Genomic DNA, 22,441 nt, shown 5'->3' on the forward strand with positions numbered 1-22,441 from the left:
CTATGCGACCACTCATCGTTATCGGCAATTGGAAAATGAATGGCAGTCTTGCAAGTAATCAAGATTGGATCAAGACCGTTGCTCGTGGCATGGAGAGTGGAATGCCATCAGGACGTAAATATGCGGTTTGCCCGCCATTCCCGTATTTATCCCAATGTGCACAGTTGATTAAAGAGTATTCATTGGCTTTTTTGAATCTAGGCGCACAAGACGCATCAGCCCATAGTTCAGGCGCTTATACCGGTGAGGTTGCGGCCTCAATGCTCAAAGAACTTGGCTGTACTTATGTCATCGTTGGGCACTCTGAGCGCCGTCAAATGCACCAAGAGGTTGATGAGGCTGTTGCTGCTAAAGCCCTCGAGGTGTTGGACAATGGCATGACTCCAGTGATTTGTGTGGGTGAAACTGCTGATGAGAGAAATTCGGGCAGGGCGGAAGAGATTGTTTGTGCTCAAGTTGCAAAGCAGGCGGGTGTTTTACAAGATCGCCTTGCTGACTGCCTAATTGCTTATGAGCCAGTATGGGCGATCGGTACAGGCAAAGTCGCCAGCGCCCAAGTTGCGCAAGATATGCATCGCGCTATTCGTCTGCAATTGGCTGAATTTAATGAGGATGTTGCATCTCACGTTGGAATTTTGTACGGCGGCAGTGTCAAGCCTGACAATGCTGTTGAATTGTTTGCCATGCCAGATATAGATGGTGGATTGGTTGGGGGAGCATCCTTGAATCCCCAAGACTTTCTAGCTATTTGTCAGGCATAGATTTTTATTTGGAGATAAGCTGTGGAATGGTTTAAGACTTTATTGATCGTATTGCAGGTAATTTCAGCTTTGGCTGTCATTCTATTGGTGCTATTACAGCAAGGTAAGGGTGCCGATATGGGCGCTGCCTTTGGTTCGGGCTCTTCCGGTAGCCTCTTTGGCGCTAGTGGATCTGCTAATTTCTTGTCCCATACAACGGCTGTTTTTGCAGCAGTTTTCTTCCTTTGCACTTTAGGAATTACTTGGATTGGTAACAAGAAGGAAGTAAGTCCTGGTGTCCTCTCCGGAACTGTAGCCCCGGCAGCAACGCCAGCCGCTCCAGTAGCCCCAACACAGGACCCAAGCAAACCAGCAGTTCCTAAGTAAAACAGTTGGTTTTTACAGATTTTCTAGCCCAGAATTTGGGGTAGTGCACTTGTGCAATGCAGTAGAATTGATGAGTTTTGCAAGATGCCGACGTGGTGAAATTGGTAGACACGCTATCTTGAGGGGGTAGTGGCTTAGGCTGTGCGAGTTCGAGTCTCGCCGTCGGCACCAATAAAGGGTATTGATGAGCGTTTTTTGCTCCAAATCAATGTCTTATGTAGTGGAATAAGTAATAATTTGTTGTTTTTAGGATTTACCAGACAAACGAATCAGGGCTATTTTGAATCTCGCTAATTACTTTCCTGTTCTGCTTTTTATCCTCGTAGGTATTGGGGTGGGATTAGTCCCCATGTTCCTCGGAAAAATCTTGGCTCCTTCGAAGCCTGACGCTGAAAAACTCTCTCCGTATGAGTGCGGTTTTGAAGCATTCGAAGATGCGCGTATGAAGTTTGACGTGCGTTACTACTTAATCGCCATTCTCTTCATCCTGTTTGACTTAGAAACTGCATTCCTATTCCCATGGGGTGTAGCTCTACGTGACATTGGTTGGCTTGGCTACGCCTCTATGGTGATTTTCTTATTGGAATTCATTGTGGGATTTGTATATATCTTGAAAAAGGGCGCTCTCGACTGGGAGTGATAGATATGGCATTAGAAGGCGTACTTAAAGAAGGTTTTGTCACCACCACAGCGGACCAGTTGATTAACTGGACGCGTAACGGCTCCTTATGGCCTATGACCTTTGGTCTGGCTTGTTGTGCGGTAGAGATGATGCATGCAGGCGCCTCCCGTTATGACTTGGATCGATTTGGCGTCGTATTTCGTCCATCTCCACGTCAATCCGATTTGATGATTGTTGCCGGCACTTTGTGCAACAAGATGGCTCCAGCACTCCGCAAGGTTTATGACCAAATGCCAGAACCACGTTGGGTAATCTCTATGGGTTCCTGCGCCAATGGTGGTGGTTATTACCATAACTCTTATTCAGTAGTACGCGGTTGCGACCGCATTGTGCCAGTCGATATTTATGTTCCAGGATGCCCTCCAACTGCAGAGGCGCTGATCTACGGAATTATTCAGCTGCAATCTAAGATTGCTCGTACGAGCACGATTGCGCGGAAGGCTTAAGTTATGTCAGATCGTTTAATTCAATTAGCAGCCAACTTAGAAAAAGTTTTAGGTAAGCGCGCTAAATCCATTGAGATTGCATTAGGTGAGGTGACTGTAGTTGTTAATGCAGACACTTATTTTGAATCTGCCATGTTGTTGCGTGATGATCCTTCACTTGCTTTTGAGCAATTGATAGATCTGTGTGGTGTTGACTATCAAGATTTTCGTGATGGGGCATGGAGCGGTCTGCGCTTTGGCGTTGTAAGTCATCTACTTTCTTTGCAACACAACTGGCGTTTACGTGTTCGTGTTTTTGCGCCCGACGATAGCTACCCATTAGTAGCCTCAATTACACCAGTTTGGGCTGCAGCCAATTGGTTTGAGCGTGAAGCTTTCGATCTCTACGGCATTCTATTTGACGGTCACGAAGACTTGCGTCGCATTCTGACTGACTATGGCTTCATTGGTCATCCATTTAGAAAAGATTTCCCAATCAGCGGTAATGTGGAAATGCGCTATGACCCAGAGTTGAAGCGCGTTGTCTATCAACCGGTCACGATTGAGGCTCGCGAAATTACTCCACGCATTGTTCGTGAAGAGCAGTACGGAGGTTCGGTTTAAGTCATGGCACAAATTAAGAACTACACCCTCAATTTTGGTCCTCAGCATCCTGCAGCGCATGGCGTATTACGTCTAGTGCTTGAGCTCGATGGTGAAGTGATCCAGCGCGCTGACCCGCATATCGGTTTATTACATCGCGCGACAGAAAAATTAGCTGAAACACGTACTTGGATTCAAAACGTTCCCTACATGGATCGTTTAGATTACGTTTCCATGATGTCCAATGAGCATGCCTATGTCATGGCCATTGAAAAATTACTGCAAGTTGATGTTCCGTTGCGTGCTCAATATATTCGCGTGATGTATGACGAGCTCACTCGTTTGCTGAATCACTTGCTTTGGATTGGTTGTCATGGTCTGGATGTTGGTGCGATGGCTGTTTTCTTGTACGCTTTCCGTGATCGCGAAGATATCTTTGATATGTATGAGGCGGTATCTGGTGCACGTATGCATGCCGCTTACTATCGTCCAGGTGGCGTTTATCGTGACTTGCCTGATCAAATGGCTCAGTACACCAAGAACAAGATTCGCAGTACATCTGCCATTAAGCGTTTGAATGAAAACCGTAGCGGCACATTATTGGACTTCATTGAGCAATTTGCTAATGGCTTTGATGCCAATGTGGATGAGTACTGCAACCTCTTAACTGATAACCGCATTTGGAAGCAGCGATTGGTGAATATCGGTATTGTGACTCCAGAGCGTGCATTGCAGCTCGGATTTACCGGTCCGATGCTACGTGGTTCAGGTATCGAGTGGGATTTACGTAAGAAGCAACCATATGAAGTCTATGACCGTTTAGATTTTGATATTCCTGTGGGTGTGAATGGCGATTCTTATGATCGTTATTTAGTGCGCATGGAAGAAATGCGTCAATCTAATCGCATCATCAAACAGTGCGTAGCTTGGTTAAAGGCTAATCCAGGTCCTGTGATGAGCGACAACCATAAGGTTTCCCCGCCAAAGCGTGTGGACATGAAAACCAATATGGAAGAGTTGATTCACCATTTCAAACTCTTTACTGAAGGAATTCACGTTCCCGATGGCGAGGCTTACTCAGCCGTTGAGCATCCTAAAGGTGAATTTGGTATTTACCTGATTTCTGATGGGGCAAATAAACCATATCGTATGAAGATTCGTGCGCCAGGATTTGTGCACTTGTCGGCAATGGACGAGATGTCACGTGGCCACATGTTGGCTGATGCAGTAACCATTATTGGTACCCAAGATATTGTGTTCGGGGAGATTGACCGCTAATAGGCGTGCCAAGGAATATTTAATGACTACGACTCTGCAACTATCCGATAAAACACTGGCTGATATTCATCGCAATATCGCTAAGTATCCTGCTGAGCATAAGCAATCCGCTGTGATGGCTTGTTTGATTGCTGCTCAAACTGAGGTGGGCTGGGTTTCTCCTGAAGTTATTGAAACGGTTGCCCGGATTTTAGAAATGCCAAGCATTGCTGTTGATGAAGTCGCAACTTTCTACAATATGTACAACACCAAAAAAATTGGTAAATACAAATTGGTGATTTGCACTAATTTGCCATGCCAATTAACCCATGGTGAAACTGCAGCAACATACCTTAAAGAGACTTTAGGTATTGGCTACAACGAAACTACCCCATGTGGAACATTTACCTTGAAAGAGGGCGAGTGCATGGGCGCCTGTGGTGATTCACCAGTGATGTTGGTGAATGACAAGCGCATGTGCAGTTTTATGAGCAAAGAAAAGATTGATGCTTTATTGAGTGAGTTACGTGCAGAAGGGAAAGCAGCATGACCAGCTTGCACGATCGCCATATCAAGCCTTTAATCCTCGCTGGATTAAATGGAGATAACTGGCGTTTAAAGGATTACGAAAGTCGTGGTGGCTATCAACAACTACGTCGTTTAATTAACGACAAAGTATCTCCCGATGCCATCATTGCCGAATTAAAGGCCTCTTCATTACGTGGTCGCGGAGGCGCAGGCTTCCCAACAGGTTTGAAGTGGAGCTTTATGCCTCGTCAATTTCCGGGGCAAAAATATTTAGTTTGTAATAGCGATGAAGGTGAGCCGGGTACTTTTAAAGACCGTGACATCATGCGCTATAACCCACACGCTTTGATTGAAGGCATGATCATCGGTGCCTACACAATGGGGATTACTGTTGGTTACAACTATATCCACGGTGAAATCTGGGATGTGTATTCTCGCTTCGAAGAGGCGCTTGAAGAAGCGCGAGCAGCAGGATATCTGGGTGACAAAATTTTAGGAAGCGATTTTTCCTTCCAGTTACACGCATCCCCAGGTTGGGGTGCTTATATTTGCGGTGAAGAAACGGCCTTGCTTGAGTCTTTAGAAGGTAAAAAAGGTCAGCCGCGCTTTAAGCCACCATTCCCGGCAAGCTTTGGTTTGTATGGCAAGCCAACAACCATTAATAACACTGAGACATTTGCTGCTGTGCCATTCATTTTGGCCATTGGCGGTCCAGCCTATTTAGAGCTTGGAAAACCCAATAATGGTGGAACCAAAATATTCTCGGTATCGGGTGACGTAGTTCATCCAGGCAACTATGAAATTCCGTTGGGCACTCCATTTGCAGAGCTCTTAAAGCTTGCTGGCGGTATGCGTGATGGCAAGGCTTTGAAGGCTGTGATTCCTGGAGGATCTTCTGCGCCGGTTGTTCCTGGTGCGCAGATGATGGATCTGACTATGGATTACGACAGTATTGCAAAGGCAGGATCTATGTTGGGTTCTGGTGCCGTGATCGTGATGAACGAGACCCGTTGTATGGTCCGCGCCTTAGAGCGTTTGTCCTATTTCTATCACGAAGAATCATGTGGTCAATGCACACCATGTCGCGAAGGTACTGGTTGGTTATGGCGCATTGTTCATCGCATTGAACATGGTGAAGGGCGTCCAGAGGACTTGGATTTGCTGAATGACGTAGCTGCCAATATTCAAGGTCGTACGATTTGCGCTTTAGGTGATGCAGCAGCAATGCCGGTTCGTGGCATGTTGAAACATTACATGGATGAATTTGCGTATCACGTAGAACATAAGCGCTGCTTAGATTCTGCACAACCTTTATAAAGATTTAGAGCACGGGATATCTAAAAGTGAGCATGGTAGAAATCGAATTAGATGGTAAGACTGTAGAAGTTCCGCAAGGTTCGATGGTGATGCACGCCGCGAACAAGCTCGGCACCTACGTTCCTCACTTCTGCTATCACAAGAAGTTATCGATTGCCGCTAACTGCCGCATGTGTTTGGTTGAAGTAGAGAAGGCCCCTAAACCTCTTCCCGCTTGTGCTACACCAGTAACTCAAGGTATGAAGGTGTTTACGCATTCTGCCAAAGCTGTAGAAGCCCAGCGTTCTGTCATGGAATTCTTGCTCATTAACCATCCATTAGATTGCCCAATTTGCGATCAGGGTGGCGAGTGTCAATTACAAGACTTAGCGGTTGGTTACGGAAAATCAAACTCACGTTACGATGAAGAGAAGCGTGTTGTCTTCCATAAGAATGTTGGCCCATTGATCTCCATGCAAGAGATGACGCGTTGCATCCATTGCACTCGTTGCGTACGCTTCGGCCAAGAAGTTGCCGGTGTTATGGAGCTGGGTATGGTCAACCGTGGTGAGCATTCTGAGATCACCACCTTCGTTGGTCAGACGGTAGATTCAGAGTTGTCTGGAAACATGATTGATTTGTGTCCAGTTGGCGCTTTAACCAGTAAGCCATTCCGTTATGCAGCTCGTACATGGGAACTCGGACGTAAACGTTCAGTTAGTCCGCACGATAGCTTAGGTGCCAACACTACAGTTCAGACTAAAGCTAATAAAGTCATGCGTGTAGTTGCTCTAGAGAACGAAGCCATTAATGAATGCTGGATTAGTGATCGTGATCGCTTCTCTTATGAAGGTTTAAATAGTGCTGACCGTGTAACCACGCCAATGGTGAAGCAGGGCGGCCAGTGGTTAGAAACAGATTGGCAGTCAGCTTTAGATTATGTTGCTCATTCTCTGAAAACAATTTCAGCAGAAATTGGTCCTGAGTCCATTGGTGCTTTAGCCCACCCAATATCTTCCACTGAGGAATTGCACCTCTTGCAAAAGTTAGTGCGTGGCCTTGGCTCCAATCAAATGGAAACTCGATTGCGCCAAACGGATGTAAAAAATGCAGCAGCAGCGCCATGGTTGGGAATGCCAATCGCCAAGATCAATGAATTGGATCGCGTATTAGTTATTGGTAGTTTCTTGCGCAAAGACCAACCTGTATTGGCTGCTCGTATTCGCACTGCCAGCAAACGCGCCTTGCAAGTATTACGTATTGATGCGGGTGGTGATGACTGGTTGATTCCAAGTAGTGGTATTTCAGTAGCTCCAAGCGCATGGTTGAATGCATTGAGTGAAGTTGCACTTGCTGTTGCAAAAGCAAAATCAGTAACAGTGCCAGTTGGCACATTTAATCTAACCATTTCTCCTGCGGCGCAGAAGATTGCCGATAGCTTGCTTTCCGGTGAATCAAAGGCTGTATTGCTTGGTTCTGCTGCTATTGCGCATCACCACGCTTCTGACTTGCACGTCATGGCGCAATTTATTGCTGATCAGACTGGTGCTACTTTAGGCTTCTTGCCAGTTGGCGGCAATGCCGTTGGTGCATCTTTAGTGAATGCTAACGGCGTGGGTGTTGAGTCAGTCTTATCTGGCGAACGTCGCGCAGTGATCTTGATGAATATCGAGCCAGATTCAGATATGCCAAACCCAGCAGCTGCTCGTGCAGCTTTGGCAAAGGCTAATACCGTTATTGCTTTGAGCGCCTATAAGAGTGCTGACTTGATGGAGGTAGCTGATGTCATTCTGCCTACTTCAGTGTTCTCAGAGACAGTCTCAACCTTTGTGAATTTAGAGGGAAGAGTTCAAACAGTCCAGCCTTCAGTGAAGCCTTTAGGTGATTCACGTCCAGCTTGGAAAGTATTGCGTGTATTGGGTGGGCTCTTAGGTTTAGACGGTTTCTTGTTTAATGCTCCTGAGGAAGTCCTAGGAGAAGCATTGGACGATGGTTATTGCAATCGCTTAAATAACAAAGCTACTAGCTCTTCGATTGCCAATGGAAATCTAGCGCCTTTCAATGGTCTCGAGCGTTTGGCAGATGTCAACATTTATGCTGGCGACCAAATCGTACGGCGTTCTTCAGCCTTGCATTTAACGCGTGATGCTAAGCGCGGCAATCAGGTGGGCTTAAATAAAATTACTTTCGCTGAATTGGGTCTCAAAGAGGGTGATGCAGTGTGCGTTACCCAAGACTCTCATTCAGTCGATATGCCGGCAACATTAGAAGTGAATTTAGCGCCTGGAGCTGTCAGAATTTCTGCTGGCACCATGGCTAGTGCCAAATTGGGATCGATGTTTGGTCCAGTATCTATTTGTAAGGCATAAGGGACGAGATGGATAATTTCTTGAACCTCATTACCACTCAAGGCGAGGCTATTTTTGGCTCATTGTGGCCCTTGGTTTGGGCATTGATTCGTATTGTGATCATCGTATTGCCGATGTTTGGATGCGTTGCCTATCTAACCCTTTGGGAAAGAAAGTTGATTGGCTGGATGCATATTCGTCTTGGCCCAAATCGCGTAGGTCCACTGGGTTTATTACAGCCAATTGCTGATGCATTAAAGCTCTTGATGAAAGAGATCATTGCACCTGCTCAAGCTAGTAAGGTTTTGTACTTCATTGCACCAATCATGGTGATCATGCCTGCATTTGCTGCTTGGGCGGTGATTCCATTTCAGGCAAAGATGGTTTTGGCTGATGTAAACGCAGGCTTGCTGTACATCATGGCTATTTCTTCTATTGGTGTTTATGGGGTCATCTTGGCTGGTTGGTCCTCTAACTCTAAATATCCATTCCTCGGTGCAATGCGCGCATCAGCCCAAATGATCTCCTATGAGATTGCAATGGGTTTTGCATTGGTTACCGTCTTGCTTACCTCGGGTTCATTAAATTTAAGTGCCATCGTAACCTCACAAGAGCAGGGCTACTTTGCCAGCATGGGCCTTAATTTCCTCTCGTGGAATTGGCTGCCTTTACTGCCAATGTTCTTGATTTACTTTATCTCTGGTGTTGCTGAAACAAACCGCCATCCATTTGACGTGGTTGAGGGTGAATCCGAGATCGTAGCTGGACACATGGTTGAGTATTCAGGCATGTCTTTTGCCATGTTCTTCTTGGCTGAATATGCCAACATGATTTTGATTGCAGCTGTTGCATCCATCATGTTCTTAGGCGGTTGGTTGCCGATTGTTGACTTGCCAATCTTGCGTGATATTCCAGGGTTCTTCTGGTTATTTGGTAAAACATTCTTTCTATTGTCTTGCGTTATTTGGTTGCGCGCTACATTGCCACGCTATCGCTACGACCAAATCATGCGCTTGGGCTGGAAAATCTTTATTCCCATCTCAGTATTCTGGGTGGTTGTTATCGGCGCGTGGGTTGTATCCCCATGGAATATTTGGAAATAAGTTGATAAATCATGTTTAAGAAAATTTCCCAATTCCTCGATAGCTTGATGCTAAGAGATATCTTGGTCGGTATGTCTATTACTGGTCGCTATCTCTTCAAGCCAAAAATTACCGTTCAATACCCCGAAGAGAAGACTCCGTTATCCAGTCGCTTCCGTGGTTTACATGCACTTCGTCGCTATGAAAATGGTGAAGAGCGCTGTATTGGCTGCAAGTTATGTGAAGCAGTATGCCCAGCTTATGCCATCACCATTGAAACTGCTGAACGTGATGACGGCACTCGTCGTACCAGCCGTTATGACATTGACCTTACTAAATGTATTTTTTGTGGTTTCTGTGAAGAGGCTTGCCCAGTAGACGCTATTGTTGAAACAAATATTTTTGAGTATTTCGGCGATAAGCGCGGTGACTTGTACTTCACCAAAGATATGCTTTTAGCTGTGGGCGATAAATACGAAAAAGATATTGCCGCTAACCGTGCAGCTGATGCACCTTACCGTTAATCGAATCGAGCTTAACTAATATGACATTCGATCCATCTACTTTATTTGCCATGTTCTTCTATGGCTTTGCAGGCTTATTGGTGATTTCTGGGCTTCGCGTGATTACGGCTCGTAACCCAGTGCATGCAGCACTATTTTTGGTATTAGCGTTCTTTTGCGCATCAGGCCTTTGGATGTTGCTCAAGGCAGAGTTCTTAAGCTTGGCCCTGATACTAGTTTATGTTGGCGCAGTCATGGTCCTGTTCCTCTTCGTAGTGATGATGCTGGACTTAGATATTGAGCATTTACGTCGCGATTTTAAAAAGTTTCTGCCAGTTGCCTTCTTGATGGGTGCCGTTATTGTTCTAGAGCTTTCGATTGTGATTATTCGTAGCTTTATTGGAACCAATGCTCCAGTGCAACCTATGCCAGAAGAAATGATGGCTAACAATACCCAAGCTTTGGGCATGTTGATCTTTGTGGATTATGTATACGCCTTTGAAGTTGCTGGTGTGATCTTACTAGTGGCGATTATTGCCGCAGTTGCATTGACATTGCGTAATCGCAAAGACTCTAAATCGCAGAACATTCACGAGCAAGTCAATGTCGTTGCAGCAGATCGCATGCGCATTGTGAAAATGGGTTCAGACATGGCTGCAAAGCAAGATACAAGAGGGGAGAAGAAATGAATATCACTCTCGCTCATTATTTAGTGCTGGGTGCGATCTTATTTGCAACTAGCGTTATCGGAATTTTCTTAAACCGCAAGAATGTCATCGTTTTGCTGATGGCAATTGAGCTGATGCTTCTCTCGGTGAACATGAACTTTGTAGCTTTCTCCCATTATTTGGGTGATATGGCTGGTCAAGTATTCGTATTCTTTATTTTGACTGTGGCAGCTGCTGAGGCGGCTATCGGCTTGGCAATTTTGGTTGTGCTCTTCCGTAAGGTTGACACAATTAATGCCGATGATCTTGACCACCTTAAAGGCTAGTCATGCAATTGACCTTAAACATACCTGTACTTTGCGCCATTCCTTTGGCGCCTTTAGTCGGCTCCATCATCGCTGGTTTCTTTGGCACCAAATTAGGCGGCAATCGCATTGGTCATGGGGCTAGTCAGTTTGTGACTATTTTGGGCGTAACCATTGCATTCGTGCTTTCCTGCAATGTATTAGTTCAAGTGATGGATGGCTTCTATTTCAATGGAACTGTTTACCATTGGATGCAATTAGGCGAACTCAATTTAGATATTGGCTTCCTGATTGACCCTTTAACGGCAACCATGATGTGCGTCGTGACCTTTGTGTCATTGATGGTCCACATCTACACCATTGGCTATATGCACGGTGAAGAAGGTTACAACCGCTTCTTCTCCTACATCTCCTTATTCACCTTTGCTATGTTGATGTTGGTGATGAGTAATAACTTATTGCAACTCTTCTTTGGCTGGGAAGCTGTGGGTGTGGTTTCTTATTTGTTGATTGGCTTTTACTTTGAGCGCCAGTCTGCAGTGTTTGCCAATATGAAGGCTTTCTTAGTTAACCGCGTTGGTGACTTTGGTTTCATCTTGGGCATCGGTATTCTGTTGGCCAGTACTGGCTCGATGCAATATGACGTGATCTTCTCGCAGAATTCTGCTTTAGCAGCCCAGACATTGCCAGGTACTAGCTGGAATTTGATGACCGTTACCTGTATCTGTTTATTTATTGGTGCAATGGGTAAGTCAGCCCAATTCCCATTACACGTTTGGCTACCAGATTCGATGGAAGGTCCAACACCAATCTCTGCATTGATTCATGCTGCAACCATGGTTACTGCTGGTATTTTCATGGTGTCACGCATGTCACCACTGTTTGAGCTTTCAGATGTCGCGCTGAGCTTTATCTTGGTGATTGGTTCAATTACAGCACTCTTTATGGGCTTCCTCGGTATTGTGCAAAACGATATCAAGCGCGTTGTTGCTTATTCGACCTTATCTCAGCTGGGATATATGACAGTCGCTTTGGGTGTATCTGCATACCCAGTGGCTATCTTCCATTTGATGACGCACGCTTTCTTTAAAGCATTGCTATTCCTTGCTGCAGGTAGCGTAATTCTTGGTATGCATCACGAACAAGATATGCGCAAGATGGGCGGACTCTGGAAATATATGCCAATTACTTGCTTGATGATGTTGTTGGGAAATTTAGCCCTAGTCGGGACCCCATTCTTCTCAGGCTTCTATTCAAAAGACTCCATTATTGAAGCGGTAGCTGCAAGTCATATCCCTGGTTCAGGTTTTGCTTACTTTGCTGTCATGGCTAGCGTATTCGTAACAGCCCTGTATTCATTCCGTTTATATTTCTATGTATTCCACGGTAAAGCACGCTGGGGTCATGAGGATTCACATGCCCACGACCATCATCATGATCATGCGGAGCAGGGTGACGATCATGCGCATCATGGTTTAGCTCCAGGTCAAAAGCCCCATGAATCACCATTCGTTGTGACATTGCCATTGATTCTTTTGGCAATTCCATCCGTAATTATTGGTTTCTACACAATCTCACCGCTGTTATTCGGAACTTACTTTGGCGATTCCATCTTTATCGACTTAGCACGCCATCCGGTGATGAAAGAGTTGGAAGATGAGTTCCATGGTCCGGTTGCAATGGCAATTCATGCATTCACTTCACCAGTCTTGTTGTTAGTAGTACTTGGCGTGTTGACTGCTGCGATTGGTTATCTCTGGGCGCCCAAGCTACCAGCCAAAGTTGCCGAAACATTTGCACCAATTAAGAAATTATTTGATAACAAGTACTACCTCGATGAAATTAACCAAGCCGTGTTTGCTAAAGGCCTTATTTGGATCGGCAGCTTCTTATGGCATCGTGGTGATCAAAAGATCATCGATGGTTTCTTTGTTAATGGCAGTGCGCATGCAGTAGGGCGCTTTGCCGGAGTAATTCGTCATTTGCAATCCGGTTATCTCTACCACTATGCCTTCGCAATGATTGCGGGCCTAGCAGTATTGTTGGCTTGGGTTTTGTATGCTTACCTGCCTTTTGTTCGCTAGGCCTTTGTTACTTAAGTAGCCACTATGATTCTTTCTTACGCCATTTGGACCCCGATTGTCTTTGGACTCATTATTTTGTTTTATGGGTCTGAAAGATCAACTGCCGGTGTACGCTGGTTGACCCTGATCGGAGCGGTACTTAGCTTCATTGCAACGCTTCCATTGTTGATTAATTTTGATATCGCTAATTCTGGAATGCAGTTCGTTGAAAAGATCAGCTGGATTCCACGTTACGACATTAATTACCACCTCGGTATTGACGGTATTTCTGTTTGGTTCATTGTTTTAACAGCGTTCATCAACATCATCGTGGTGATTGCAGCGTGGGAAGTGATCCAGACTAAAGTGTCGCAATACATGGCCTCATTCATGATCCTTTCTGGATTAATGATCGGCGTATTTTGTGCTCTTGATGCATTACTGTTTTACGTCTTCTTTGAAGCGACATTAATCCCGATGTACATCATCATTGGTGTATGGGGAGGGCATAACCGTATTTATGCAGCATTCAAGTTCTTCTTGTACACCTTGCTTGGCTCATTACTTACTTTGATTGCCATGCTGTATTTGTACAACGTGACTAATACATTCGATATTCTGGCTTGGCAAAATGCTCGCCTAGATATCGTTGAGCAGATTCTATTGTTTGCAGCATTCTTTATGGCATTTGCCGTGAAGGTTCCAATGTGGCCATTACATACTTGGCTACCAGACGTCCACGTTGAAGCTCCAACAGGTGGCTCAGTAGTCTTGGCTGCGATCATGTTGAAGCTCGGTGCATATGGCTTCCTGCGCTTCTCTTTGCCAATCGCGCCAGATGCAAGCCAGTACTTAGGCCCTTTTGTAATCTTCTTATCTTTGGTTGCGGTGATCTATGTAGGTGCAGTTGCTCTTGTTCAAAAAGACATGAAAAAACTGGTTGCCTATTCTTCAGTTGCTCACATGGGCTTTGTAACCTTAGGCTTCTTCCTCTTTAGTCCGCTGGGTATTGAGGGCGGCATTGTGCAGATGATTTCACACGGCTTTGTTGCCGGTGCGATGTTCTTGTCCATTGGCGTCCTTTATGACCGCATGCATACCCGTCAGATCGCTGATTACGGTGGCGTAGTGCATCGCATGCCTGCATTTACTGCATTTGCCGTACTAATGGCGATGGCCAACTGTGGTTTACCTGCTACCTCTGGTTTTGTTGGTGAATTCATGGTGATCTTAGCTGCTGTTGATTACGATTTTGTCATCGGTATCCTAGCTGCTACAGCATTGATCTTAGGTGCAGCATATTCCTTGTGGATGGTGAAGCGCGTATTTTTCGGTACCGTTAACAATGCTCACGTTGAAGAGTTGAAGGACTTGAACTGTCGCGAATATTTCTTGATGGCAGTTTTATCTATCTGTGTAATTGGTATGGGTGTCTATCCAAAACCATTCACGGACATCATTCATCCAGCTGTAATTAATCTGTTGCAGCATGTTGCTGTCAGCAAACTCTGAGTAAGTACAAATGCAAGCATTCGACCTTTACGCCATCCTGCCGGAACTTGTTTTACTTGTAGCAACCTGTTTGTTATTGGTTGCTAGCGTTTATGTTCGCGAAAGAGTGACATCTACCCCTGGTGTTGAGCAAGACATCTTTCATACTCCGCGTGGAGTTGGCTTCGTGTACTTTTTCTCACTGATCTTATTGGGGTATCTCATTTTTGCTTTTATTGGCCGCATGGGAGACCCAGCGCTAGTGGCAATGAATGGCCTATTTCAGTCTGATCCATTTTCCAACTTGCTCAAGGCATGTTCATGCATCGCTGTTTTGGTGAGCTTGATTTACTCCAAGCAATATTTGATGGATCGTGCCTTGTTCCGTCCTGACTTCATTGTCTTGGCTCTGCTTGCTTTGCTTGGCCAGTTTGTATTGATCTCTGGTGCAAATCTATTAACTCTATACCTAGGCTTGGAGTTGATGGCTTTGCCTACATACGCATTGGTTGCAATGCGTCACAGCAGCGAAAAGAGCGTGGAAGCCGGTATTAAGTACTTTATCTTGGGTGCATTAGCATCCGGTTTCTTACTTTATGGCATGTCGATGCTCTACGGTGTCACCGGATCGCTTGACCTTATTGAAATCTTTAAAACCGTTGCCGACCCCCGTGTAAACCATTTGGTGATGGCGTTTGGCTTGGTATTTATTGTTGCTGGTTTGGCCTTCAAATTGGGTGTGGTGCCATTTCATATGTGGGTGCCGGACGTCTATCAAGGTGCGCCAACTGCTGTGACCTTAATGATTGCTGCTGCTCCAAAATTAGCTGCATTTGCATTGTTATTCCGTTTATTGGTAAATACCTTATTGCCTTTATTGGGTGATTGGCAGCCAATGCTGGTTTTGCTCGCAGTTCTATCGCTAGTTGTAGGTAACGTGACTGCGATTGCGCAAACCAACATCAAGCGCATGCTGGCTTATTCTGCCATTGCACAAATGGGCTTTGTTCTCTTGGGTATGCTGTCTGTTTTTGATGATCACGCATTTAGTGCGGCAATGTTCTACGCAATTACCTATGTGTTGACAACCCTTGGCACCTTCGGCTTATTGATGGCTTTGTCGCGCAAAGGTTATGACTGCGAAACATTGGATGGCTTAAAAGGACTCAATAAGAAGCATCCGTGGTTTGCTTTTATTGGTCTGGTAATGATGTTCTCCTTGGCCGGTATTCCGCCTACGGTTGGCTTTGCCGCTAAGTTAGGTGTTTTGGAAGCCTTGGTAGATGCGGAGCATACATTCTTGGCTGTAATTGCTGTGATTGCCTCTTTGATTGGTGCTTTCTATTACCTCAGAGTGGTTAAGGTCATGTACTTCGATGAGCCTGAGCATGAGATTGCAATTTCTGGTTCAGGCTTTGCCAAAGGGCTCTTGAGTCTCAATAGCATTCTGGTTTTAGTGATCGGCATTGTTCCTGCGGGTTTAATGAGTCTTTGCTTAGATGCAATGCGCCGTACCTTACTGGGATCTTAAAAGGAATTAACATCTACCTAAAGGCTCCGTAAGGGGCCTTTATCATTTCAGGTGCCATCAAAATGACATTCAATTTAGTTAAGCTTGTTTAATCAATAACAGACGGAATATGTACTAAGACCTATGACTGAAAAATCATTTGAAGATCTACCGACTGGTGATAAACATTTACGTGAAGAGCGTTTATCTGGCGAAGATATTTACGGCGGCATCTTTTTAAACATGAAGCGAGATAAAGTGTCATTGCCTGATGGTGAAGAGGCGATACGCGAATATTTAACCCATCCGGGTGCTGTAGCTATTGTTGCGATCTTGGATGATGGTCGTGTGTTGCTCGAGCGACAGTATCGCTATCCGATTGCAAAAGCTTGTATTGAAATTCCTGCGGGAAAGTTAGACCCCAGGGAAGATCATCTGGTTTGTGCGCAGCGAGAGCTTAAAGAAGAAACTGGGTATACGGCCAAAAAATGGAGTTTCATTCGTCGTATTCATCCTGTAATTTCGTATTCAACAGAGTTCATTGATATCTATCTGGCAGAGGAATTGATACCTGGTAAAAGCCATCTAGATGATGAAGAATTTTTGGACGTATTTGCTGCTCCATTGGAGCAATTGATATCCTGGGTTGAGGATGGCGAGATTACGGACGTCAAAACCACGATAGCCACCTATTGGCTTGATCGCTATCGTAGGGGCTTAGTAAAGCCGCATCTAATCGAATAGGGGGCATTCAAACCCGATTAAAATAGGGTATTGAATTTATCGTTTTTGCCCTTATATACGTTTTATGAAAGTTTATAACTTAGCCTGCCCCTTAGACCATCGCTTTGAAGGATGGTTTGCTTCAGAAGAAGATTGCCTTGCTCAGCAGGACAGGGGGATGCTTGCGTGTCCAGTATGCGACAGCACAGAAATCACCCGCATGCCTTCAGCACCACATATTGGTAAATCAAGCTCTACTGAGTTAGCTTTACCTAAGACTGAATCTGAAAGTCTTAGTGGGGGCGTTGTTGCTTTGACTGGTAGCGACCATTCTCATCTCGAGGCTCAAGTACAGGCCGCCTTTTTGAAAGGTATGCGTGAGCTAATGGGTCGCTCTGAGGATGTTGGCAATTCTTTTGCCGATGAAGCTAGAAAGATTCACTACAAAGAATCTCCTGAGCGAAGTATTCGTGGCCAAACCACCTTGGATGAGGCCGAAGCCTTAAGGGAAGAGGGTATTGATGTACTCTCGATGCCAATGATTCCCGCTCTTAAAAATACACTACAGTAATTTTTTACTTCATCCTGGCAAATAAAAAAGCGATCCGAAGATCGCTTTTTTGCTAATCACTTCCTGATATTACTTAGAGGTAGGCATTACAAACTCTGCGCCTTTAGCAATACTCTCAGGCCAGCGTTGCATCACACTCTTTTGTTTGGTGTAGAAACGTACGCCTTCTTTGCCATATGCATGCATATCGCCAAAGATCGACTTTTTCCAGCCACCAAAGCCGTGCCATGCCATGGGTACTGGAATTGGTACGTTAATACCAACCATGCCTACTTGTACGCGACGAGCAAATTCACGGGCAATATTGCCATCGCTTGTGAAGCAGGCGACACCATTGCCAAATTCGCAAGAGTTAACTAAGTTAAGCGCATCCGTAAAATTGGCAACGCGCAAGCAGGACAAAACTGGCCCAAAGATTTCTTCTAAGTAAATCTTCATGTCCGGTGTGACGTTATCAAACAATGTGCCGCCGATAAAGAAGCCGTTCTCGTTGCCAGGAACTTTGAGTCCGCGGCCATCAACAAGGAGTTTTGCGCCCGAAGCTACACCAGCCTCAATATAGCCAGTAATGCGCTCTAGGGCTGCTTTAGTAACAATTGGACCCATCTCAGCATCAAGTTCCATGCCGTTTTTAACTTTTAGGGTCTTTGTGCGTTCGATTAGTTTTGGCATGATCTTCTCTGCTACATCGCCAACCAATACCGCTACAGAAATAGCCATACAGCGTTCGCCAGCGGAGCCGTAAGCAGCACCAACCAGGGCATCAATTGCTTTATCAATATCAGCGTCAGGCATGATCACCATGTGGTTCTTTGCGCCGCCTAAAGCTTGGGAGCGCTTGCCAAAGTGCGAGCAGCGCTCATAGATGTAATTGGCAATTGGAGTGGAGCCCACAAAACTTACCGCTTTAACATCTGGATTTTCTATTAAGGCATCAACCGCTTCTTTATCGCCTTGAACAACGTTGAATACGCCGTCAGGCAGGCCAGCTTCCTTGAGGAGCTTAGCCATGAACAGTGAAGCAGAAGGATCTGTAGGGCTAGGTTTGAGGATGAAAGTGTTGCCGCAAGCAATCGCAACTGGGAACATCCACATTGGCACCATGACCGGGAAGTTAAATGGGGTGATACCAGCAACTACACCTAATGGCTGACGCATAACCCAGTTATCGATACCTGTTGATACTTGCTCGGTGTAGTCGCCTTTGAGTAGCTCGGGAATGCCAGTAGCAAATTCCACAATCTCAATACCGCGTGTTACTTCTCCTTGGGCATCGGTAAATACCTTGCCATGTTCTGCTGTAATGATGGCAGCCAACTCATCTCGATGAGCGTTTAGCAATTCAAGATACTTGAACATGATGCGTGCACGGCGCAATGGGGAGGTTTGACTCCATGACGTAAACGCTGTTTGGGCATTGGCTACAACTTCATCAACCTCTTTACGGCTAGCAAGCGCAACACGGCGCGCTACTGTTCCCTTGGTCGGGTTGTAAACATCGGCAAAGCGACCATCTTTAGGGTTAACTACATTGCCGCCAACAAAGTGGCCAATATCTTCTTTTGATTCAAAGGCTTGAGGTGCGTTCATAATCTCTTGTGGTGAGTATTTTTCAGGTTTTTATTAAAAAAGCCGTTTGGCCAATTAGCCTGCACGACTTCGCTGTCTCGTTTATTCTGCTTTTTAAGTATTCTATCGCTTTACGGCAATTTTCGTATTTTTGACCTATTTTTGGGCTTTTCAAGGCATTTATGAGTCTTTTATTTTCGAGCTATACCCTCAATTCCCCGCGGGGACCTCTAGAACTGGCAAATCGCATTGTGGTTGCCCCGATGTGCCAATATTCGGCCAATAATGGCGAGGCAACAGACTGGCACCTCATGCATTGGGGTAATTTGCTGAATAGTGGCGCTGCACTCTTCATTATTGAGGCCACCGGGGTAAGCCCAGAGGCCCGAATTACGCCAGCATGTTTGGGTCTTTGGGATGATCGCACTGAAGCGGCTTTGAAGGACAAATTAAGTCGAGCGCGCGGATTGGCTCCTGCCGTACCTGTTTTTATTCAGTTAGCGCATGCAGGTCGTAAAGCATCCAGTGCAACCCCCTGGGACGGCGGACAATTGCTCTCAACGGATCAGGGCGGATGGGAAACGCTAGCGCCCTCAGCGATCCCCCAGTTAGATGGAGAGCGTTTACCTCATGAATTGAGTAAGGTTGAATTAAAAAACTTGATTGATGATTTTGTAGCATCAGCAAAACGTGCAGATCGTATTGGAATTGATGGGATTGAGCTCCATGGTGCTCATGGATACTTGTTGCATCAATTTTTATCCCCTATCGCCAATCAACGCACGGATGAATACGGCGGCTCATTTGAAAACCGCATTCGCTTTCCGTTGGAGTTATTTGCTGCAGTAAGAGCGGCATACCAAGGTGTGCTTGGCATACGCATTTCAGCTAGCGACTGGATAGAGGGTGGCTGGACTCCGGAAGAAACAGCGAATTTTGCAAAACAACTTAAACCTTTGGGTTGTGATTTTGTACACATTTCTTCTGGTGGCATTTCGCCAAAACAAAAGATTGCGATTGGTCCAAACTACCAAGTGCCTTTTGCAAAGATAGTTAAAGATCAATCTGGTTTACCAACCATGACTGTTGGACTTATTACTGATCCCCAGCAAGCTGAAGACATTTTGCAAGCGGGTGATGCGGATCTCATCGCTCTGGCTAGAGCATTCCTATACAAGCCACGCTGGGGTTGGGAAGCTGCAGCAGCACTAGGCGGCACAGTTACTGCAAATGAGCGTTATTGGCGTTGTTTACCTCGAGAAGCGCAAGCCGTATTTGGTGACGTAAAAGTAGGGCAGCGATAAGCATTTAAAAATCATACGTTGGAGACACTAATGAAAAAATATTCAGTGATACGCAGTGCGCTTGTAATTTTGGGGTTTGGGATTTCATGCCTAGTTATGGCCCAATCCTTTCCGGATCATCCAATTACTTTAGTAGTACCTAATCCACCAGGCGGGCTGGTTGATACTTCGGCACGTCTATTGAGTGAACCATTAACACGTGTGATCGGTCAACCAGTGATTGTTGATAACAAACCCGGAGCCAGTGGTAATACAGCCTATCAGTATGTCGCCAAAGCAAAGCCAGATGGTTATACCTTATTGATTTCCTATTCTGGTTATCACGTTGGTAATCCGGCTTTATTCGATAAACTGCCTTGGGATCCTATTAAAGATTTCTCTCCAATTGCCTTGCTGACTGTTTCAACTAATGTCATTGCAGTACACCCTTCAGTTCCAGTAAACAATCTGAAAGAATTCATTGCATATGCAAAAGCTAATCCAGGTAAATTAAATTACGCCTCACAGGGCAATGGTTCTGTGTCGCATATTGGTACGGAGATCTTCAAGCAAACTACCGGTGTGGATATGGTGCATGTTCCATACAAGGGATCTGGGCCAGCCATTCAGGATGTTTTGGCGGGGCAGGTACAGGTATTTATTAGTACGCCACCCTCAGTCATGCAGCACGTACAAAGTGGAAAACTCAAGGGGCTTGCTGTGACCGGCAAAAATCGTCACCCTGGTATGCCAAACGTACCAACCACCGCTGAAGCTGGTCTACCATCATTTCAGTTGGAATCATGGGTAGCCCTCTATGCGCCTGCCGGAACACCTGCACCAGTAGTTACCAGGCTCACCAATTCCGTAAAGCAGAGCTTGGCATTACCTGAAATTAAAGAGCGTGCCGATGCCGCTGGTGTTGAACTTCGTTACTTAGGGCCAAACCAGACGGATGCGCTAGTTAAGAAAGAACTTCCTTTTTGGGCTAAAGCAATTAAAGCGGCAAACATAACTCTTGATTAAGAGCTTGGTTAAGCCTGGTCTCGTAAAGTGGGATCAGGCAATGCCAATGTAAATGCCCGGGCAGCGCTCAATAAGAAATGATCCTTCCCTGGGCCTGCGATGAGCTGAACTCCTACTGGCAACCCATTGGGCCCATTGCTGACGTTGATATTGATGCAGGGCAAACCTAGAATAGTCCAGGCCCTTGAGAAAACAGGATCTCCCGTGCCATCTTTAAGATTAGGTGCTTCTCCATTTGCGCTTGGGGCGATCAAGATATCAACTTCATTATTAAATAAGTCTTCTATAGCTGCCCTTGACTTATCGGCAAGGCTCAAATCTTTTGCATATTGCTCATAGCTAATTTCATCGCCTTCACTGAGTTGCTTCAGAAGTTGTGGGCTCAGTTTTTTTGCATAATGCACACGCTCAAAAGTAAAGCTGCGTGACATTTCAGAAATCATGATGCGAGTTTGGGCTTGGGTGAGCCCATCACATGTCTTTGGTAACTTCAGATCAATTACAGTGCCTTTGGCAATCATCTCGGCAGTATGCCGGGCAACAGCAAGAGCTGTTGCATTTTCCTTTTGTGCAAACGGCCAGTTAGATGTTTTGCAAATGGCAATGCGAGGTTTGTTATGCAAGACTTCAATTTTTGCTAGTCGATGATCGCCACTCATAGCTGCTACACCGAGCCCCACATCTTCTACTGTTCTACCAAAGCAACCCATGGTGTCGAGTGTTACAGAAAGACTTTTAATTCCCGCAATACTCACTTTGCCGTAACTAGGTTTAAAACCCACTACACCACAAAAAGAAGCGGGGCGAATGATTGACCCAGCAGTTTGACTGCCGGTTGCTAGTGGAACCATGAAATCGGCTACTGCAGCAGCAGAGCCGCTAGAGGATCCGCCGGGAGTGTGCTTTGGGTTATGTGGATTCGTTGTTAAGCCACTCTTAAATGTTGCAAACTCTGTTGTAACAGTTTTGCCTAAAATAATGGCACCAGACTGTCGCATCAGGGCAACCGCCACAGCATCAGCGACTGGATAGTGGTTGGCGTAAATGGGTGAACCATAGGAGGTCGGCAAATCATAGGTGTCATAAAGATCCTTCACCCCAATTGGGAGACCATGTAATAGACCCTGAAAGGCGCCCTTATCAAGCTGTTTGGCGCGAGATAAGGCATTTTCCTTACCCAGGCTTGCCCAAGCCTTAACAACGCTCTCTTTTTGCCCTATGCGGTCTAGGCAGGATAGGAGTAAATCAGTGGCTTTAATTTCCCTCTTAGAGAGGGCTTTGATGGCTTGGGTAGCGCTTAGGCTTTCTAGATCTTTCATGGACTCATTCTACTTATGGTGGCGTATGATCGCAATTGATGGTTTTTGTCCTAGATTTCGAT

22 protein-coding genes and 1 tRNA gene are annotated in these 22,441 nt (G+C 45.6%); 21 read left to right on the plus strand and 2 right to left on the minus strand.

Annotated elements, in window-relative coordinates:
- Window positions 1–2: 2 nt before the first annotated feature.
- The 19 genes from tpiA (at window position 3) to VC159_RS05375 (ending at window position 17,182) form a co-directional block, all read left to right on the plus strand.
- Complete coding sequence (tpiA, locus tag VC159_RS05285) at window positions 3–761, plus strand: triose-phosphate isomerase (RefSeq protein ID WP_216263844.1); 759 nt, start codon at window positions 3–5, stop codon at window positions 759–761.
- Between the two features lie 21 nt (window positions 762–782).
- Window positions 783–1,127 carry a preprotein translocase subunit SecG gene (gene secG, locus VC159_RS05290; protein WP_215319874.1) on the plus strand — a complete coding sequence of 115 codons (345 nt, stop codon included), beginning with the start codon at window positions 783–785 and terminating at the stop codon, window positions 1,125–1,127.
- 86 nt (window positions 1,128–1,213) lie between these two features.
- Window positions 1,214–1,298 (plus strand) — tRNA-Leu (locus VC159_RS05295).
- Between the two features lie 109 nt (window positions 1,299–1,407).
- A complete protein-coding gene (locus VC159_RS05300; RefSeq protein ID WP_323472997.1) occupies window positions 1,408–1,767 on the plus strand; it encodes an NADH-quinone oxidoreductase subunit A in 360 nt (119 codons plus the stop codon).
- Window positions 1,768–1,772: 5 nt separating this feature from the next.
- On the plus strand, window positions 1,773–2,255 hold the full coding sequence (locus VC159_RS05305) for a NuoB/complex I 20 kDa subunit family protein (protein WP_011902891.1): 483 nt from the start codon (window positions 1,773–1,775) through the stop codon (window positions 2,253–2,255).
- Between the two features lie 3 nt (window positions 2,256–2,258).
- The gene (locus VC159_RS05310) at window positions 2,259–2,858 is read left to right on the plus strand and encodes an NADH-quinone oxidoreductase subunit C (protein WP_323472998.1); all 600 of its coding nucleotides are present in this window, start codon (window positions 2,259–2,261) and stop codon (window positions 2,856–2,858) included.
- A gap of 3 nt (window positions 2,859–2,861) precedes the next feature.
- Window positions 2,862–4,115 carry an NADH-quinone oxidoreductase subunit D gene (locus VC159_RS05315; protein ID WP_215383360.1) on the plus strand — a complete coding sequence of 418 codons (1,254 nt, stop codon included), beginning with the start codon at window positions 2,862–2,864 and terminating at the stop codon, window positions 4,113–4,115.
- Between the two features lie 22 nt (window positions 4,116–4,137).
- Entirely contained in the window at window positions 4,138–4,644 is a 507-nt protein-coding gene (gene nuoE, locus VC159_RS05320; RefSeq protein WP_323472999.1) for an NADH-quinone oxidoreductase subunit NuoE, read from the plus strand.
- Window positions 4,641–5,939: an NADH-quinone oxidoreductase subunit NuoF gene (gene nuoF, locus VC159_RS05325; protein ID WP_215356886.1), complete on the plus strand. Its 1,299-nt coding sequence runs from the start codon at window positions 4,641–4,643 to the stop codon at window positions 5,937–5,939. The genes nuoE and nuoF overlap by 4 nt, the downstream gene beginning before the upstream one ends.
- A gap of 32 nt (window positions 5,940–5,971) precedes the next feature.
- A complete protein-coding gene (nuoG, locus tag VC159_RS05330) occupies window positions 5,972–8,287 on the plus strand; it encodes an NADH-quinone oxidoreductase subunit NuoG (protein WP_323473564.1) in 2,316 nt (771 codons plus the stop codon).
- An 8-nt stretch (window positions 8,288–8,295) separates the two neighbouring features.
- Window positions 8,296–9,369 carry an NADH-quinone oxidoreductase subunit NuoH gene (nuoH, locus tag VC159_RS05335; protein ID WP_072582485.1) on the plus strand — a complete coding sequence of 358 codons (1,074 nt, stop codon included), beginning with the start codon at window positions 8,296–8,298 and terminating at the stop codon, window positions 9,367–9,369.
- A gap of 11 nt (window positions 9,370–9,380) precedes the next feature.
- Entirely contained in the window at window positions 9,381–9,872 is a 492-nt protein-coding gene (gene nuoI, locus VC159_RS05340) for an NADH-quinone oxidoreductase subunit NuoI (RefSeq protein ID WP_215319862.1), read from the plus strand.
- A gap of 20 nt (window positions 9,873–9,892) precedes the next feature.
- Window positions 9,893–10,540 (plus strand): NADH-quinone oxidoreductase subunit J, encoded by a 648-nt coding sequence (locus tag VC159_RS05345; RefSeq protein WP_323473000.1) that lies wholly within the window; start codon window positions 9,893–9,895, stop codon window positions 10,538–10,540.
- Complete coding sequence (gene nuoK, locus VC159_RS05350; RefSeq protein ID WP_072582482.1) at window positions 10,537–10,845, plus strand: NADH-quinone oxidoreductase subunit NuoK; 309 nt, start codon at window positions 10,537–10,539, stop codon at window positions 10,843–10,845. Before VC159_RS05345 ends, nuoK begins: the two co-directional genes overlap by 4 nt.
- 2 nt (window positions 10,846–10,847) lie before the next feature.
- Window positions 10,848–12,908, plus strand: a complete 2,061-nt coding sequence (gene nuoL, locus VC159_RS05355) for an NADH-quinone oxidoreductase subunit L (protein ID WP_323473001.1) — start codon at window positions 10,848–10,850, stop codon at window positions 12,906–12,908.
- 24 nt (window positions 12,909–12,932) lie between these two features.
- Window positions 12,933–14,399: an NADH-quinone oxidoreductase subunit M gene (locus VC159_RS05360; protein ID WP_215356878.1), complete on the plus strand. Its 1,467-nt coding sequence runs from the start codon at window positions 12,933–12,935 to the stop codon at window positions 14,397–14,399.
- A 10-nt stretch (window positions 14,400–14,409) separates the two neighbouring features.
- Complete coding sequence (nuoN, locus tag VC159_RS05365; protein ID WP_323473002.1) at window positions 14,410–15,909, plus strand: NADH-quinone oxidoreductase subunit NuoN; 1,500 nt, start codon at window positions 14,410–14,412, stop codon at window positions 15,907–15,909.
- A gap of 123 nt (window positions 15,910–16,032) precedes the next feature.
- Window positions 16,033–16,632 (plus strand): NUDIX hydrolase, encoded by a 600-nt coding sequence (locus VC159_RS05370; protein WP_323473003.1) that lies wholly within the window; start codon window positions 16,033–16,035, stop codon window positions 16,630–16,632.
- A 64-nt stretch (window positions 16,633–16,696) separates the two neighbouring features.
- Window positions 16,697–17,182 carry a DUF1178 family protein gene (locus VC159_RS05375; RefSeq protein WP_323473004.1) on the plus strand — a complete coding sequence of 162 codons (486 nt, stop codon included), beginning with the start codon at window positions 16,697–16,699 and terminating at the stop codon, window positions 17,180–17,182.
- A gap of 69 nt (window positions 17,183–17,251) precedes the next feature.
- On the opposite strand, the gene VC159_RS05380 is transcribed toward VC159_RS05375, so the two are convergent.
- Window positions 17,252–18,772: a CoA-acylating methylmalonate-semialdehyde dehydrogenase gene (locus VC159_RS05380; protein WP_323473005.1), complete on the minus strand. Its 1,521-nt coding sequence runs from the start codon at window positions 18,770–18,772 to the stop codon at window positions 17,252–17,254.
- Between the two features lie 161 nt (window positions 18,773–18,933).
- On the opposite strand from VC159_RS05380, the gene VC159_RS05385 reads away from it, so the two are divergent.
- Both VC159_RS05385 and VC159_RS05390 read left to right on the plus strand, forming a co-directional pair.
- Entirely contained in the window at window positions 18,934–20,055 is a 1,122-nt protein-coding gene (locus VC159_RS05385) for an NADH:flavin oxidoreductase/NADH oxidase (RefSeq protein WP_323473006.1), read from the plus strand.
- A gap of 30 nt (window positions 20,056–20,085) precedes the next feature.
- Window positions 20,086–21,060, plus strand: coding sequence for a tripartite tricarboxylate transporter substrate binding protein (locus VC159_RS05390; protein ID WP_323473007.1), 975 nt, complete (start codon window positions 20,086–20,088; stop codon window positions 21,058–21,060).
- Window positions 21,061–21,068: 8 nt separating this feature from the next.
- On the opposite strand, the gene VC159_RS05395 is transcribed toward VC159_RS05390, so the two are convergent.
- Window positions 21,069–22,379, minus strand: a complete 1,311-nt coding sequence (locus tag VC159_RS05395) for an amidase (protein WP_323473008.1) — start codon at window positions 22,377–22,379, stop codon at window positions 21,069–21,071.
- Window positions 22,380–22,441: the final 62 nt, after the last annotated feature.

Source organism: Polynucleobacter sp. JS-JIR-II-c23, assembly GCF_035011225.1.
GTDB lineage: Bacteria > Pseudomonadota > Gammaproteobacteria > Burkholderiales > Burkholderiaceae > Polynucleobacter.